This window comes from Vogesella fluminis, from assembly GCF_014652335.1.
Lineage (GTDB): Bacteria > Pseudomonadota > Gammaproteobacteria > Burkholderiales > Chromobacteriaceae > Vogesella > Vogesella fluminis.
Genome location: NZ_BMYP01000004.1, coordinates 88,504 through 103,218 on the forward strand (window position 1 = coordinate 88,504; position 14,715 = coordinate 103,218).

Annotated in this window: 16 protein-coding genes; 15 read left to right on the forward strand and 1 reads right to left on the reverse strand. The window is 64.9% G+C overall.

All coding sequences use genetic code 11. The annotated features are described in order from the left end of the window. The first annotated feature begins 5 nt into the window (after nucleotides 1-5). The 11 genes from IE083_RS02420 (at nucleotide 6) to zapE (ending at nucleotide 10,532) form a co-directional block, all read left to right on the forward strand. Complete coding sequence (locus tag IE083_RS02420; RefSeq protein WP_047966245.1) at nucleotides 6-302, forward strand: integration host factor subunit beta; 297 nt, start codon at nucleotides 6-8, stop codon at nucleotides 300-302. 126 nt (nucleotides 303-428) lie between these two features. After that, entirely contained in the window at nucleotides 429-722 is a 294-nt protein-coding gene (locus IE083_RS02425; RefSeq protein WP_047966126.1) for a lipopolysaccharide assembly protein LapA domain-containing protein, read from the forward strand. Nucleotides 723-766: 44 nt separating this feature from the next. Continuing rightward, a complete protein-coding gene (gene lapB, locus IE083_RS02430; protein WP_189352050.1) occupies nucleotides 767-1,930 on the forward strand; it encodes a lipopolysaccharide assembly protein LapB in 1,164 nt (387 codons plus the stop codon). A gap of 26 nt (nucleotides 1,931-1,956) precedes the next feature. After that, nucleotides 1,957-2,703 carry an orotidine-5'-phosphate decarboxylase gene (gene pyrF / locus IE083_RS02435; protein ID WP_189352051.1) on the forward strand — a complete coding sequence of 249 codons (747 nt, stop codon included), beginning with the start codon at nucleotides 1,957-1,959 and terminating at the stop codon, nucleotides 2,701-2,703. Continuing rightward, complete coding sequence (locus IE083_RS02440; protein WP_189352052.1) at nucleotides 2,700-4,019, forward strand: UDP-glucose dehydrogenase family protein; 1,320 nt, start codon at nucleotides 2,700-2,702, stop codon at nucleotides 4,017-4,019. The genes pyrF and IE083_RS02440 overlap by 4 nt, the downstream gene beginning before the upstream one ends. A 7-nt stretch (nucleotides 4,020-4,026) precedes the next feature. Next, nucleotides 4,027-4,989 carry a D-glycero-beta-D-manno-heptose-7-phosphate kinase gene (gene rfaE1 / locus IE083_RS02445; RefSeq protein ID WP_189352053.1) on the forward strand — a complete coding sequence of 321 codons (963 nt, stop codon included), beginning with the start codon at nucleotides 4,027-4,029 and terminating at the stop codon, nucleotides 4,987-4,989. 17 nt (nucleotides 4,990-5,006) lie between these two features. Continuing rightward, entirely contained in the window at nucleotides 5,007-5,588 is a 582-nt protein-coding gene (locus tag IE083_RS02450) for a DUF924 family protein (RefSeq protein ID WP_189352054.1), read from the forward strand. A gap of 18 nt (nucleotides 5,589-5,606) precedes the next feature. Next, on the forward strand, nucleotides 5,607-6,608 hold the full coding sequence (gene rfaD / locus IE083_RS02455) for an ADP-glyceromanno-heptose 6-epimerase (protein WP_189352055.1): 1,002 nt from the start codon (nucleotides 5,607-5,609) through the stop codon (nucleotides 6,606-6,608). Nucleotides 6,609-6,841: 233 nt separating this feature from the next. Beyond that, complete coding sequence (locus tag IE083_RS02460) at nucleotides 6,842-8,212, forward strand: esterase-like activity of phytase family protein (protein ID WP_189352056.1); 1,371 nt, start codon at nucleotides 6,842-6,844, stop codon at nucleotides 8,210-8,212. 219 nt (nucleotides 8,213-8,431) lie between these two features. Then, complete coding sequence (cysM, locus tag IE083_RS02465) at nucleotides 8,432-9,328, forward strand: cysteine synthase CysM (RefSeq protein ID WP_189352057.1); 897 nt, start codon at nucleotides 8,432-8,434, stop codon at nucleotides 9,326-9,328. A gap of 46 nt (nucleotides 9,329-9,374) precedes the next feature. Next, complete coding sequence (gene zapE / locus IE083_RS02470) at nucleotides 9,375-10,532, forward strand: cell division protein ZapE (protein ID WP_189352058.1); 1,158 nt, start codon at nucleotides 9,375-9,377, stop codon at nucleotides 10,530-10,532. 79 nt (nucleotides 10,533-10,611) lie between these two features. Here the strand turns inward: zapE and IE083_RS02475 are convergent, their stop codons facing one another. Next, nucleotides 10,612-11,427: an SPOR domain-containing protein gene (locus tag IE083_RS02475; protein WP_189352059.1), complete on the reverse strand. Its 816-nt coding sequence runs from the start codon at nucleotides 11,425-11,427 to the stop codon at nucleotides 10,612-10,614. A gap of 135 nt (nucleotides 11,428-11,562) precedes the next feature. Here IE083_RS02475 and ndk point away from each other — a divergent pair, with 135 nt between their 5' ends. From ndk to IE083_RS02495, 4 genes are read left to right on the forward strand one after another with little or no spacing between them, the layout of a single operon-like run. Beyond that, a complete protein-coding gene (gene ndk / locus IE083_RS02480; protein ID WP_189352060.1) occupies nucleotides 11,563-11,988 on the forward strand; it encodes a nucleoside-diphosphate kinase in 426 nt (141 codons plus the stop codon). A 49-nt stretch (nucleotides 11,989-12,037) separates the two neighbouring features. Next, nucleotides 12,038-13,132: a dual-specificity RNA methyltransferase RlmN gene (rlmN, locus tag IE083_RS02485; protein WP_189352061.1), complete on the forward strand. Its 1,095-nt coding sequence runs from the start codon at nucleotides 12,038-12,040 to the stop codon at nucleotides 13,130-13,132. Then, nucleotides 13,099-13,869 (forward strand): type IV pilus biogenesis/stability protein PilW, encoded by a 771-nt coding sequence (gene pilW, locus IE083_RS02490; RefSeq protein WP_189352062.1) that lies wholly within the window; start codon nucleotides 13,099-13,101, stop codon nucleotides 13,867-13,869. The genes rlmN and pilW overlap by 34 nt, the downstream gene beginning before the upstream one ends. Nucleotides 13,870-13,874: 5 nt before the next feature. Continuing rightward, nucleotides 13,875-14,714, forward strand: coding sequence for a RodZ domain-containing protein (locus IE083_RS02495; protein ID WP_189352063.1), 840 nt, complete (start codon nucleotides 13,875-13,877; stop codon nucleotides 14,712-14,714). Nucleotide 14,715 lies beyond the last annotated feature (1 nt).

The window sequence follows — 14,715 nt, forward strand, 5'->3', positions numbered from 1 at the left end:
TGGATATGACCAAATCTGAGCTTATTGCGAGGCTTGCCGAGCGTTATCCTCAGTTGGTCGCCAAAGATGCTGAGCTGGCCGTCAAAACCATTCTGGATGCGATGGCCGGCAGCCTGGCAAAAGGGCAGCGAATCGAGATTCGCGGCTTCGGTAGCTTCGATCTGAACTACCGTCCGCCGCGGGTTGGCCGCAACCCCAAGTCCGGCTCCAGCGTTGTCGTTCCTGAGAAATACGTGCCTCACTTCAAGGCAGGCAAAGAGCTGCGCGAACGCGTGGATCTTGCCCCAGGGGCTTCCGAGTAAGCGTCCGATGTGCCTGTCTGCAAAACGCTGCGGTTTACCGCAGCGTTTTTTTATTCCGCTTCCGGCTTGGGGGGGCGCACGCTTTCGTTTAAACTTGCCATAATTTTTGCCTAGGCCGGAGTCGTTATGCGTTACCTCGTTCGCTTGCTGGAGCTGGTGCTGCTGGTGCTGCTGGTGGCGGTAACCGTGCAGAACAGTGCCATCGTCGAGTTCAAGCTGTTTTTCGGGCAAAGCTGGAATGCGCCGCTGATCCTGCTGTTGCTGGTGTTCTTTGTTGCCGGCGTGCTGATTGCGATGCTGGCCACCTTTACCTATTCCCTGCGTGTCCGTCGCGAGCTGTCGCAGCTCAAGAAGGAATTGCGCTCCAGACAGGCCAGCAGCCGGGTCACCAAAGACCCGAGCGACGCACTGGCTGACTGATTTGCTTCTGCCGTTTGCCGGCATTCCCGTACCGAGGTTGGATTTTGGATATTGATCTGTGGTGGCTGTTGCTGTTCCCGGCATTTTTCGGTCTGGGCTGGCTGGCTGCGCGCGTCGACATGCGCGCCGTACTGAAACAGGCGCGCGAAGTGCCGGCTGGTTTTTACAAGGGGCTGGACGCGCTGGTCGATGACAGGACCGATGTCGCCGCCCGCTCGCTGGCGGAAGTGGCACGCGCCCATCCACAGGCGCTGGAAGTGCAGCTGAGCCTGGGCAAGCTGTACCGCCGCCGCGGCGAGAACGACCGCGCCATCCGCCTGCACCAGCAGGTGCTGGAGCAGCCCGACCTCAGCAACGAGCAAAAGGCGCTGGTGCGTTTCGAGCTGTCGCAGGACTTTCACAAGGCCGGGCTGGTCGATCGGGCCGAGGAAATCCTGGTCAAGCTGCTGCCCAGCCAGACCATGGGCCGCGCCGCGCGCGAGCAGCTGCTGAGCATCTACCAGCAGGACCGCGACTGGGAGAAGGCGGTCGCCACCGCGCGCGAGCTGCGCAGCGACGCCCACTCCTTCCAGCACGAAGTGGCGCAGTTTTTCTGCGAGCTGGCGCAGGGCGCGCTCTACCAGTCCGACTACGACAAGGCGCGACGCTACGTGCAGGAAGCGTTTGCCGCCAACCGCAAGTGCGTGCGCGCCAGCATCCTGCTCGGTGACATCGAGGTCGCCACCGGCCAGCCGGACGCCGCCATCGCCGCGTGGCAGGCGATCGAGAAGCAGAACTACGAATACCTGGCGATGGCCGCCGAGCGCCTGTTCGACGCCTACGAGTCGCTGGGCAAGGCGGCGGAAGGCATTGCGCTGCTGCGCGGCTACCAGCGCACCTTTTCGCAGCTGGAACTGACCGACCTGCTGTACCAGAAGGTGGCCACCTACGAAGGCGAGGCCAAGGCGCTGGAGGCGGTGCGCGAAGCGGTGCACGCGCGGCCGAACCTGCTCGGCGTCTACCGCTTGGTGGAAGCGCAGATGGACGAACTGAGCCCGGAAGGGCGCATGGATGCCGAAGTGGCACGCGCACTGATCATGAAGCATGCGCAGCGCCTGACCGTGCATCGCTGCAAACGCTGCAATTTCCGCTCGCGGGCCTTCTTCTGGCACTGCCCGGCCTGCGGCGAGTGGGAGAGCTTCACCCCCAACCGCTCGGAAACCCATTGATTTCAAGCATTGAAGACTGGAACGACATGAATCCCCTGATGGCGCCTGGCCTTGCGGCCAACGTTACCTCGCCGGTGCTGGTGGCACTGGATTTTGCCACCGCCGATGCCGCGCTGGCCTTTGCCTCCCGTCTTGACCCGCTGCAGTGCCGGCTGAAGGTCGGCAAGGAGCTGTTTACCGCCGCCGGCCCGCAGCTGCTGCAACAGTTGCAGGCGCGCGGCTTCCAGGTATTCCTGGACCTGAAATTCCACGACATTCCCAATACCGTGGCCCACGCCTGCAAGATGGCGGCCGAAGCCGGGGTGTGGATGGTCAACGTGCACGCCTCCGGCGGCCGCCGCATGATGACCGCCGCCGCCGAGGCGCTGGCGCAGTACAGCCAGCGCCCGCTGCTGATCGCGGTCACGGTGCTGACCAGCATGGAGGCCAGCGATCTGGCCGAGATCGGTATCACCGTGCCGCCGCAGGAGCAGGTGCTGCGCCTGGCGCGGCTGACGCGCGACAGCGGCCTGGACGGCGTGGTGTGCTCGGCACAGGAAGCGCCGCTGCTGAAGGCCGAGCTGGGCCGCGACTTCAAGCTGGTGACGCCGGGTATCCGCCTCGCCGACAGCGCCGCCGACGACCAGCGCCGGGTGATGACGCCGGTGGCCGCGCTGCAGGCCGGCGCCGACTACCTGGTGATCGGCCGTCCGATCACCCAGGCCGCCGATCCGCTGGCCGCGCTGGCCGCGATCAACGCCGACATTCAATCCTACCGGGCGACACAAGCATGAACATCACCGTAATCGGATCGGGCTATGTCGGCCTGGTCACCGGCACCTGCCTCGCCGAAGTGGGCAACCACGTACTGTGCCTGGACGTGGATCCGGCCAAGATCGCCATGCTGCAGGCTGGCGGCATCCCGATCTACGAGCCGGGGCTGGAGGAGATGGTCAAGCGCAACGTTGCCGCCGGCCGCCTCAGCTTCACCACCGACGTGGCCGCGTCGGTGGCGTTTGGCGACATCCAGTTCATCGCCGTCGGCACGCCGCCGGACGAGGACGGCTCCGCCGACCTGCAGTACGTGCTGGCTGCCGCGCGCAATATCGGCCAGCACATGAACGGTTACAAGGTCATCGTCGACAAGTCGACGGTGCCGGTCGGCACCGCCGACAAGGTCAACGCCGCGATCGCGGCAACGTTGGCCGCACGCGATACCAGCATCGACTACAGCGTGGTGTCCAATCCGGAATTCCTGAAAGAGGGCGCCGCGATCGAGGACTTCATGAAGCCGGACCGCATCGTGGTCGGTGCCGGGGACGAGCGTGCCATCGACATGATGCGCCGCCTGTACGCACCGTTCCAGCGCAACCACGAGCGCATCCTGTTCATGGACGTGCGCTCCGCCGAGCTGACCAAGTACGCCGCCAACGCGATGCTGGCGACCCGCATCTCGTTCATGAATGAGCTGGCCAACCTGGCGGAAACGCTGGGCGTCGACATCGAGCTGGTGCGCAAGGGCATCGGCTCCGATCCGCGCATCGGTTACCACTTCCTGTATCCGGGTACCGGCTACGGCGGTTCCTGCTTCCCGAAAGACGTGAAGGCGCTGGTGGCTACCGGCCGCGACAACGGCCACGCGATGCGCGTGCTGACCGCGGTGGAAGCCGCCAACGATGCGCAGAAGCTGCGGCTGGTGGAAAAAGTGGTCGCCAGGTTCGGCGCCGACCTGAGCGGTCGCCGTTTCGCACTGTGGGGCCTCGCGTTCAAGCCGAACACCGACGACATGCGCGAGGCGCCGAGCCGCGTGATCGTCGACGAGCTGACCCGTCGCGGCGCGCAAGTGCTCGCCTTCGATCCGGTGGCGATGCACGAAGCGTCGCGCACCATGGCCGACATCGCCGGTTTTAGCTTCGCCGACGACATGATGAGCCCGTTGCATGGCGCCGATGCGCTGCTGATCGCCACCGAATGGAAGGCGTTCCGCAGCCCGGACTTTGCCGAACTGAAACGCCTGCTGCAGCAGCCGCTGATTTTCGACGGCCGCAATATGTACGATCCGGCCTGGCTGCGCGCGCAGGGCTTCGAATACCACGCCATCGGCCGTTGAGGTGAGCATGAACCTGTTGAACACGCTGGGCCTCGCGCCCGCAACGTTGGCCGCACAGCTGGCTGCAGCCAAGGTCTTGGTAGTCGGCGACGTGATGCTGGACCGCTACTGGTTCGGCGATGTCAGCCGCATTTCGCCGGAGGCGCCGGTGCCGGTGGCCAGGATCAGCCGCATGGAAGAGCGCGCCGGCGGTGCGGCCAACGTGGCACGCAATATCGCCAGCCTTGGCGGCCGGGCCACCATCCTGTCGGTGGTCGGCGACGACGAGGCCGCGACCGCGCTGGAGCGGCTGCTGGCAGCCGATGGCATCCGCGCTTCGCTCAAGCGTGATGCCGGCATCGCCACCACGGTGAAACTGCGCGTCGTGGCGCGGCAGCAGCAGCTGATCCGCCTCGATTTCGAGGACGCGCCCAGCCATGAAATCCTCGCCGACAAGCTGGACGAGTACGCCGCCATCGTCGCCGAACACGACGTGGTGATCCTGTCCGACTACGGCAAGGGCGGCCTGACCCACGTCGCGCGCATGATCGAGCTGGCGCGCGCTGCAGGCAAGCCGGTGCTGATCGACCCGAAAGGCGACGACTACAGCAAGTACGCCGGCGCCACGCTGCTGACGCCGAACCGCAGCGAGTTCAAGCAGGTGGCCGGCAGCTGGCAGAACGAGGCGCAGCTCAGCGCCAAGGCCGAAGCCTTGCGCGGCGAGCTGAACCTCGACGCCTTGCTGGTGACGCGTAGCGAAGAGGGCATGACGCTGTACCGTGCCGATGGCGCGGTGCACGAGCCGACGCTGGCGCAGGAGGTGTACGACGTGTCCGGTGCCGGCGATACCGTGATCGGCACCCTGGGCCTGATGTTGGCCGCAGGCCTGCCGCTGCCGCTGGCGATGCGGCTGGCCAATGCCGCCGCCGGCATCGTGGTGGCCAAGCTGGGCACCGCGGTGTGCCATCAGCGCGAACTGTTTGCACTGTGATTCAAGGCGAGGCGGCGATGACGGACTGGGCGGCGCAGGTACTGCAGTTCTGGTTTGACGGCACGGACGACGCGCAGCTGGCCGCGAGCCGCAGCGCCTGGTTCCGCAAGGATGCCGCCTTCGACGACGCCATCCGCCAGCGTTTCCTGCCGCTGTGGCAGCGCGTCGCCGACGGCGAGCTGCTGCCGGATGCGGCCGACGCGCACGCGGTGCTGGCGTGGCTGATCGTGGCCGACCAGTTCTCGCGCAACCTGTTCCGCGGCCAGGCGCAGGCGTTCGCGCTGGATGCGGCGGCGCGGACGGTGGCCAAAGCGGCGCTGGCCAGCGGGCTGGAGCAGCAATTGCCGCCGGTGGCGCGCTGGTTCTTCTACCTGCCGCTGGAGCACAGCGAAGTGCTGGCCGACCAGGATGAATCCATCCGCAGCTTCGACAGCCTGCCGCCGGACAGCCCGGAGCGCGCCGGTGTCGTCGACTACGCCGAAAAGCATCGGGCCATCATCGCCCGCTTTGGCCGTTTTCCCCACCGCAATGCCGCGCTGGGGCGCCCCTCTACCGCGGACGAGCTGCAGTTTCTGGCGCAGCCGGGCAGCTCGTTCTGACTTCCTAAAGGAAATGCTATGACCATCGTGGTGACCGGCGCAGCCGGCTTTATCGGCTCCAACATCGTCAAGGCGCTCAATGCGCGCGGCGAAACCGACATCATCGCCGTCGACAACCTGACCCGCGGCGACAAGTTCGTCAACCTGGTGGATTGCGAGATCAGCGACTACCTCGACAAGCAGGACTTCATCAGCCTGATCGGCAGCGGCGATTTCGACGGCGAGATCCGCGCCATCCTGCATCAGGGTGCCTGCTCGGACACCATGAACCACGACGGCAAGTACATGATGGAGAACAACTACCAGTACACACTGGAGCTGTTCGAGTTCTGCCAGGCCGAGGAAATCCCCTTCTTGTACGCGTCCAGCGCCGCTACCTACGGCAAGGGCAGCGTGTTCAAGGAGGAGCGCCAGCATGAAGGCCCGCTCAACGTCTACGGCTACTCCAAGTTCCTGTTCGACCAGGTGTTGCGTCGCCGCATGAAGGAGGGCCTCACCGCGCAGGTGGCCGGCTTCCGCTACTTCAACGTCTACGGCCCGCAGGAGCAGCACAAGGGGCGCATGGCCTCGGTGGCGTTCCACAACTTCAACCAGTACCGCGAATCCGGCAAGGTCAAGCTGTTCGGTAGCTACGACGGTTACGCCGACGGTACCCAGAGCCGCGACTTCGTGTCGGTGGAGGACGTGGTCAACGTCAACCTGTACTTCCTCGACAATCCGGACAGGAGCGGCATTTTCAACCTCGGCTCCGGCCGCGCGCAGCCGTTCAACGACGTGGCGGTGGCCACCGTCAACGCCTGCCGCCGCCACGAAGGCCTGCCTGCACTGACGCTGGCCGAACTGGTGCAGCAGGGCATCCTGGAATACATCGACTTCCCCGACGCGCTGAAGGGCAAGTACCAGAGCTTCACCCAAGCCGACATCGGCAAGCTGCGTGCCGCCGGCTACAGCGGGCCCATGCTCACCGTGGAGCAGGGCGTCGACCGCTACGTGGACTGGCTGATCGCGCGCCAGGGCTGAGCCCCGCGCCTTGCCACCCGCCAGCCCCGCTCCTTGGACGGGGCTTTGTTGTTTGTGATTGTCATGATGCTGTCACGGTGTTGTCACGACACTGGGCTAGTGTAGTGCTGCGTTCTTGATGGAACTTGAAATCAGCTTGAAACCCGCATGGATATTGGTTTTCATATGTTTCAAATAGCGTGAAACACTACACTAGCGTGACGTCTTTCTGACGATGCCGGATGGGATTCTTTATGCGCCGTTCTCTTGCTGTGCTGTTTGCCGGGCTTGCCTTGCCGGTGCTGGCCGCGCCGTTCACCCTGTTGCCGGTATCGCATCCGGCGGTGGCGGCGGTGGAGCGCTACGAGGTCAGCGCACCGGCGCTGGCCTATCGCGGTGCCGATGCCGCGGCCTTCGATGGCAACCTGCCGCTGGCGGTGGGCTCGGGGCTGAGCTTCAAGGGCCATGAAAAGGGCAGTGCAGCGCTGGAGTTCTGGGCGGTGACCGATCGCGGTCCGAATGCCGACTCGCCCGAGGTGCTCAATGGCGGCAAGCGCTACGCCAGCAAGCTGTTTCCGCTGCCGGACTTCGTGCCGACGGTGGTGCAGTTGCGCGTATCGCTGGCAGAGGCTGCCAAGGTTGGCCGCATGCTGCCGCTGCGCGAAGCCGGGAGGGCCATCAGCGGCCGGCCGCTGCCGCAGGGGGCGGTGGGGGCCAGTGGTGAAATCGGGCTTGATGAGAAGCTGCAATCCTTGCCGTATGACCCGCTGGGTCTTGATCCGGAGGGCATCGCCGCCGACAGGCAGGGCAACCTGTGGCTGGTGGACGAGTATGGCCCGTTTATCGTCCGGGTTGATGCCGCCAGCGGCGAGATCCGGCAGCGCTACGCACCCGGCAGCGGCCTGCCGGCCATCCTCGCCGCGCGGCAGCCCAACCGCGGCTTTGAAGGCGTTACCGTGACCCCGTCCGGCAAGGTGGTTGCCATCGTGCAGAGCACGCTGGATGTCGATGGCCGCACCCGCCACGGCGCGCGCTTCAGCCGCATCGTCGAGCTGGACCCGGCCAGTGGCGCGGTACGCCAGTTCGGCTATCCGGTGCCGGCACACTTCAGCAAGGCCGGCGACATGAAGCTGGGCGACATCGTGGCACTGTCCGACAGCCGCTTTGCGGTGATCGAGCAGGGCAAGGACCAGGACAAGCGTATGCACAACGACATCACGCTGATCGACCTTGCCGATGCCACGGCCCTGGGCGGCAAGACGCTGGCAGACGGCCGCGCGCTGGAGTATGGCGACGACACGATGCTGGCGGCGGCCGGCATCAGGCTGGCCCGGCGCACGCTGGCGCTGGACCTGCGCGCACTGGGCTGGACGGCGGAAAAGGCAGAAGGGTTGGCACTGGTGGAGAACAACCAGCTGGCGCTGATCAATGACAACGATTTCGGCATCAGCAGTAAAGTGCAGGGCAGCACGGCCAAGCTGTCGCAGTTGCAGGTTGCCGCCGGTCGGCTGCAGGACCCGGCGGGGCTGCGCCAGGACGGTGCCCGCATCGCCATCACACCCAGCCGCGAGGCCACCGAACTGTGGCTGATCACACTGCAGAAGCCGTTGCACGCACTGCCCTGAGCGCCCCCGGCGTGAATGCCAAAACCGCACCAGCTGATGGTGCGGTTTTTTGCGGCTGCTGCATCCGGTTATATTCAAGGTAGCCGAAATTCCAAAAGCCGTGGCCTGTGCAAGTTGCTGATTTGTATGGTACTTGCCGGGAATGTCATGGCGGGCCTGGCTGCGGGGCGGCGACAGCGGGGTGCAAGCCGGTATAATGCGGCGCACTAGGAGACGCCAATGACCCTGCCCGTATTCAAACATCTCGAAGATTTCGTCGGTAATACCCCGCTGGTGCGCCTCAAGCGCATGCCGGGCAACAGCAGCAACGTGGTGCTGGTCAAGCTGGAGGGCAACAACCCGGCCGGCTCGGTAAAGGACAGGCCGGCACTATCGATGATCCGCCACGCCGAGGCGCGCGGCGACATCCGCCCCGGTGATACCCTGATCGAGCCGACCAGCGGCAACACCGGCATCGCGCTGGCGATGGCCGCGACCATGATGGGCTACCGGATGATCCTGGTGATGCCGGACAACTCCAGCCAGGAGCGTATCGACACCATGCGCGCCTACGGCGCCGAAGTGATCCTGACGCCGAAGGCGGCATCGATGCCCGGCGCCATCGACGAGGCGCGCCGGCTGCAGGCCGCCGGAGTTGGCCGCATCCTCGACCAGTTTGGCAACCCGGACAATCCGCTGGCGCACATTGAGGGCACCGGCCCGGAAATCTGGCGCGACACCGCCGGTACGGTTACCCACTTCGTGTCCAGCATGGGCACCACCGGCACCATCATGGGCACCAGCACCTACCTCAAGCAGCAGAATCCGGCCATCCGGATCATCGGCGTGCAGCCGCAGCCCGGCAGCCAGATTCCCGGCATCCGCAGGTGGGAGGACGAATACCTGCCCAGGATCTGCGATTTCTCGCGTATCGACCAGCTAGAACTGGTAGATCAGCAGACCGCCGAGGAAACCGCCCGCAGCCTGGCGCGTGAGGAGGGCATCCTCGCCGGGCCGTCATCCGGCGGCGCGCTGGCGGTGGCGCTGCGTCTCAACCAGCAGTTGGAAAATGCGGTGATCGTGTCCATTGTCTGCGACCGCGGTGACCGCTACCTGTCTACCGGCCTGTTTTCCTGAGCCAACGTTGGCCGCATGCTGCGGCCAACCCTGAAGCGGAACGATTATGGCGCAGCATGTTTTCTCGCCGTCGGCGGACGGCCCGATCAGCCCCAAAGCCTGGTACCAGGATGTCAGCCGGCAGCCCGGCTTCATCCATGATGCCGCCCAGGCGGCCGCCATTGAGCGGCTGGACGAACTGTGGCAGGCGCTGCTGGAGTTCAAGGACAAGCGCAACCGTTTTCTCGGCCGCAGCCTGAGGAGTCCCGAGGTGCCGCGCGGGCTGTATTTCTGGGGTGGCGTCGGCCGTGGCAAGAGTTTCCTGATGGATGCCTTTTTCGGCTGCGTCCCCTATACCCGCAAGCGCCGCGTGCACTTCCACCATTTCATGGCAGAGATACACAAGCAGCTGCGCACGGTATCGAGCGAGGCCGACCCGCTGAAAACGGTGGCGGCACGCATCGCCCGCGATGTGCGCCTGCTATGCTTTGACGAATTCCACGTCAGCGACATTGCCGACGCCATGATCCTCGGCCGCCTGTTCACCGAGCTGTTCGGCCACGGCATCATCTGCGTGATGACATCCAACTACCCGCCGGACAAGCTGTATCCGAACGGCCTGATGCGCAGCAACTTCCTGCCCACCATCGAGCTGCTGAAGGCCAACCTGGATGTGTTGAATGTGGACGGCGGCAACGACTACCGGCTGCGCGAGTTGACGCGCGAGCCGCTTTTCCACGTGCCGGCCGACGTCGTCGCCGAGCAGAAGATGACCGCCATGTTCGAGCGGCTGGCCGGTGCCTCCAGCGAGCTGGAGCACTCGCTGACGGTGCTGGGCCGCGATATTCCGCTCAAGCGCCACGTCCCGGGGGTGATCTGGTTCGATTTTCGCGCCATCTGCGACGGCCCGCGGGCGCAGACCGACTACCTGGAAATCGCCAGCGAATACCATACCGTGTTCGTGTCCGGCATTCCGCAGCTGGCGGTACGCGACGCGTCGATGGCGCGGCGCTTCACCTGGCTGGTGGACGTGTTCTACGACCACCGCGTCAAGCTGGTGGCATCCTGCGCGGTGGCGCCGGAGCTGATCTACACCGAAGGACCGCAGGCCAGCGAGTTTTTCCGCACCGCCAGCCGCCTCACCGAGATGCAGTCGCGCACCTATCTGGAACTGCCGCACCTGGTAGACGACTTCAAGATCGCCGACGGCATTACCGAGACCTGAGCCGCAGTTGCCGCGTGCCATGAAAAAAGGTTGGCCGCAGTGTTGCGGCCAACCTTTTGTTTGTCTGGCAAGTGAGCGGTTAGTGCTGGCCGGCCGGAATCAGCAGCGGCTGGTAGCCGAGGGCGCGCAAGCGCTGCATCGCTTCTTCTGCCTCGGCACGGGTGCGGAACGGGCCCAGCTGGACGCGGGTTTCGGTGCGCGCGGTAATGCCGTGTCTTTTCAGGTCGGTCACCAGCTTCTCGGCATTGTCCGGGCTGGAGAACAGGCCCAGCTGTACCTGGTAACCGAAGGAGCTGCCTTGCGGGGCGATGCCGGGGGGGGGCAGGCGCGGCAGTACGGGTGGTTTTTCGGCCAGTGGCACGCGGATGGCGGGTGCGGCGGTAGTAATGGCCGGTGCCGGAGTGGCGCGGTCGCGGCGTGGTGGCATGCTGCGCGGTGGCTCGGTCGTGCTGCTGCTCTTGGCGGTGCTGTCCGGTAGTGCTTTGCTGCTGGCGACGGCCGGCGTGCGCGGCTGGGGCACCTGGATCTGCGGCGGGCTGAGAGGGGTAGCGGCTGCCGGGCTGCCGGGTAGCGGTGCCAGCGGCGAGCTGCCGGCGGTGGTGCCGGAGGCCGGCTCACTGGCGCTGACGGCACTGGCGTCCAGTGGCGCGCTGCTGTCGATGGCACTGAGGCTCAGCGAGGCGCTGTCGCTGCTGTCTTTCTGGATGATGCGGCCGGAGCTGATCGGGGTGCTGGTCGGAGTCGGTGGGGTTGCCGGCGTATTGAAACTGTCGATGACCGGTATCGCCGCCAGTGCCACCAGAACCAGGCCGCTGGCAATCGCAATCCGTTTCTTGATCTGGGGCGACAGCCCGCTGTCGCCGCCGGGGGCGCGCTGTTGTGGCGTTGGATTCATCTCGGTTTACATTCTGTACAGCAAACGCTGGTGAACACTGCTAAAATAACGGGTTCCTCAAAATTGGGTGACCCGTCAGGCCGGAAAACGGCTTGGCAAGTGTAACCATTTCGCTTGTAAACAGGGAGAATTTATATGGCAATCGAACGTACTCTTTCCATCATCAAACCGGATGCAGTTGCCAAGAACGTTATCGGCAAGATCTACGACCGTTTCGAATCCGCCGGCCTGAAAGTCGTGGCCGCCAAGCTGAAACAACTGTCGCGCGCCGAAGCCGAAGGCTTCTACGCCGTGCACAAAGAGCGTCCTTTCTTCAACGACCTGGTGAGCTTCATGATCTCCGGTCCGGTGATGATCCAGGCGCTGGAAGGCGAGAACGCCGTCCTGAAAAACCGCGAACTGATGGGTGCGACCGATCCGAAGAAGGCCGACGCCGGCACCATCCGCGCCGATTTCGCCGATTCCATCGATGCCAATGCCGTTCACGGCTCCGACAGCCTCGAAAATGCCGCGATCGAAGTCGCCTACTTCTTCGCCGCGACCGAGATCTGCGCACGCTAAGCTGTACCCGGCGGCTGCTTTGCGGCGGCCGCCATTTCCAGAGATTGCCATGAAGACCAACCTGCTCGACTTCAACCTTCCCCAGCTCACCGATCACTTTGCCGCGATGGGCGAAAAGCCGTTCCGCGCCAAGCAGATCATGCGCTGGATGCACCAGATGGGCGAAGCCGACTTCGACGCCATGACCGACATCGCCAAGAGTCTGCGTGCCAAGCTGCATGACGGCGCCGTGGTTGGCGTGCCGGACCTGATGGTGTCGCAGGAATCGGAAGATGGTACCCGCAAGTGGCTGCTGGACGTCGGCACCGGTAACGGTGTGGAGACCGTATTCATCCCCGAGGATGACCGCGGCACCTTGTGCATATCATCTCAGGTCGGCTGTGCGCTGGAGTGCACCTTCTGCTCCACCGGCCGCCAGGGCTTCAACCGCAACCTCAGCACCGCCGAGATCATCGGTCAGCTGTGGTGGGCAAACAAGGCGATGGGGGTAACGCCCAAGAACGAGCGCGTGATCTCCAACGTGGTGATGATGGGCATGGGCGAGCCGCTGGCCAACTTCGACAACGTGGTGTCGGCGCTGCAGATCATGCTGGACGACCACGGCTACGGCCTGTCCCGCCGTCGCGTGACGGTGTCCACCTCCGGCATGGTGCCGCAGATGGACCGCCTGAAAGAGGCCTGTCCGGTGGCGCTGGCGGTGAGCCTGCACGCCTCCAACGATCGCATCCGCGACGAGATCGTGCCGCTGAACAAGAAATACCCGCTGAAGGAGCTGATGGCCGCCTGCCAGCGCTACCTGGTGAAGGCGCCACGCGACTTCATCACCTTCGAGTACGTGATGCTTGATGGGGTCAACGACAGACCGGAACATGCGCGGGAGCTGATCGCGCTGGTGCGCGACGTGCCGTGCAAGTTCAACCTGATTCCGTTCAACCCGTTCCCGAATTCCGGTTACGAGCGTTCCAGCAACAACGCGATCCGCAATTTCCGCGAAATCCTGCAGGAAGCCGGCTTCATCGTCACCGTGCGCAAGACGCGCGGCGACGACATCGACGCCGCCTGCGGCCAGCTGGCCGGCCAGGTGCAGGACAAGACCCGGCGCCAGGAAAAGTGGATACGCATCGCCGAGGAAAAAGACCAATGAAGCGAACCCGTGTCGTCATCCTGTTGGCCGCCCTGCTGGCCAGTACGCTGACATTCGCCGACGGCGCTACCCCGCGCGAGCTGGCACAGACACGGGCCCTGTTGGCAATCGAGTACATGAAGATCGGCAACATGCGCGTGGCGCTGGAAAACGCCGATCAGTCCATCAAGTTTGATCCTACCTTTCAGGCCGGCTACCTCGCCCGCGCCCTGATCTACATGCAGCTGGGGGTCGATGCCGAGGCGGAAGCCGCCTTCAATCGCGCGCTGAAGCTGGATGCGAGCAACCCCGAGGTCAACAATAATTTCGGCTGGTACCTGTGCAGCCGCGGCCGTTACGAAGAGGCGATCACGCGCTTCGATCGCGCGCTGGCCGACCCGCTGTACCAGTCGCCGCAATCGGCGATGGTGAACAAGGCGGCCTGCCTGGTGCGCATGGACCAGCGCCCGCTGGCCAACCAGTGGCTGCTGGCCGCGCTGCGCCGGGCGCCGAATGACGGCGCCGCGTTGCGCGAACTGCTGAACTTGTCTTTGTTGGATAAAAATGTCACGCTGGCGACCTTTTATTACGAACGCCTGAAGTTTGACGAGCGTCGCATGTCGCCAGCGGAATTGATGATGGGGATTCGTCTGGCACGTTTAAAACAGGATCGGGCGATGGAGACACGCCTGGCCGATTATCTGAAAACGCGTTTTCCCGACACCGGGGAAGCCCAGATGTTGCTTAGCGGAAACTGAAAAGCATGGAAGCGGATAACCAACAACAAGACAGCACTGCCGTGGCTATCGGGCAGGAGTTGCGTGCTGCCCGAGAGGGCAAGGGCCTGAGCATTGGCGAGGTGGCCGATCGCCTGAAACTGTCGGTCAAGCAGCTGAACGCCATCGAGCGCGGCGATTTCGCCAGCCTGCCGGGGGCGACCTTTGCCCGCGGCTTCGTGCGCAGTTACGCCCGTTACATGGAAGTGGATGCCGATGCGCTGGTGGCGCGTCTGGACCAGTGCGTGCCGCTGGATACGCCGCCGGCGGCGCTGGTACCGGTGAACGAGGAGCCGGCCAAGGCCTCGCTGGCCTTGCCACTGTCGCTGGGGGCGCTGCTGGTGATTGCCGGCGGCTGGTTCCTGCTGCCGGGCGCCGCCGAGCCGGAGGTGCAGTCCTCGGTGCCGCTGGCCCTGGTGCCGACGGTGGCCGATCCCGACGCCAGCGCCATGCAGCCGACGACCTCCGATGTGGTGGCGGTCACGCCACCGCTGGTGGCTGCATCGGCGCCGCAGCCGGCCGCACCGGCGGTGACGGCGCCGGTCGCCGTGGCGGCCTCGGCGCCAAGTGCCGCCGCGCCGGTCGCCGGGCAGGGGCGCATCGAATTGCGCGTGCGCCAGGAGGCCTGGGTGTCGATCACCGATGCCGACGGCAAGAAACTGGTGTACGCCACGCTGGCCGCCAACGACAGCCGCCAGCTACAGGGCCGGCCGCCATTCCGCGTGGTGATCGGCAATGCGGCCAACGCCGAGCTGGCCTATAACGGCCAGCCGGTCGATCTGGCCGGCAAGATTCGCGGGACTACCGCCAAACTGGAATTGAACTAAC

Bases quoted from the DNA above. Each gene is read 5' to 3' on its own strand.
- IE083_RS02420 (WP_047966245.1), top strand. From the start codon at position 6: ATGACCAAATCTGAGCTTATTGCGAGGCTTGCCGAGCGTTATCCTCAG.
- IE083_RS02425 (WP_047966126.1), top strand. From the start codon at position 429: ATGCGTTACCTCGTTCGCTTGCTGGAGCTGGTGCTGCTGGTGCTGCTG.
- pyrF (WP_189352051.1), top strand. From the start codon at position 1,957: ATGAATCCCCTGATGGCGCCTGGCCTTGCGGCCAACGTTACCTCGCCG.
- IE083_RS02440 (WP_189352052.1), top strand. From the start codon at position 2,700: ATGAACATCACCGTAATCGGATCGGGCTATGTCGGCCTGGTCACCGGC.
- rfaE1 (WP_189352053.1), top strand. From the start codon at position 4,027: ATGAACCTGTTGAACACGCTGGGCCTCGCGCCCGCAACGTTGGCCGCA.
- IE083_RS02450 (WP_189352054.1), top strand. From the start codon at position 5,007: ATGACGGACTGGGCGGCGCAGGTACTGCAGTTCTGGTTTGACGGCACG.
- rfaD (WP_189352055.1), top strand. From the start codon at position 5,607: ATGACCATCGTGGTGACCGGCGCAGCCGGCTTTATCGGCTCCAACATC.
- IE083_RS02460 (WP_189352056.1), top strand. From the start codon at position 6,842: ATGCGCCGTTCTCTTGCTGTGCTGTTTGCCGGGCTTGCCTTGCCGGTG.
- cysM (WP_189352057.1), top strand. From the start codon at position 8,432: ATGACCCTGCCCGTATTCAAACATCTCGAAGATTTCGTCGGTAATACC.
- zapE (WP_189352058.1), top strand. From the start codon at position 9,375: ATGGCGCAGCATGTTTTCTCGCCGTCGGCGGACGGCCCGATCAGCCCC.
- IE083_RS02475 (WP_189352059.1), bottom strand. From the start codon at position 11,427: ATGAATCCAACGCCACAACAGCGCGCCCCCGGCGGCGACAGCGGGCTG.
- ndk (WP_189352060.1), top strand. From the start codon at position 11,563: ATGGCAATCGAACGTACTCTTTCCATCATCAAACCGGATGCAGTTGCC.
- rlmN (WP_189352061.1), top strand. From the start codon at position 12,038: ATGAAGACCAACCTGCTCGACTTCAACCTTCCCCAGCTCACCGATCAC.
- IE083_RS02495 (WP_189352063.1), top strand. From the start codon at position 13,875: ATGGAAGCGGATAACCAACAACAAGACAGCACTGCCGTGGCTATCGGG.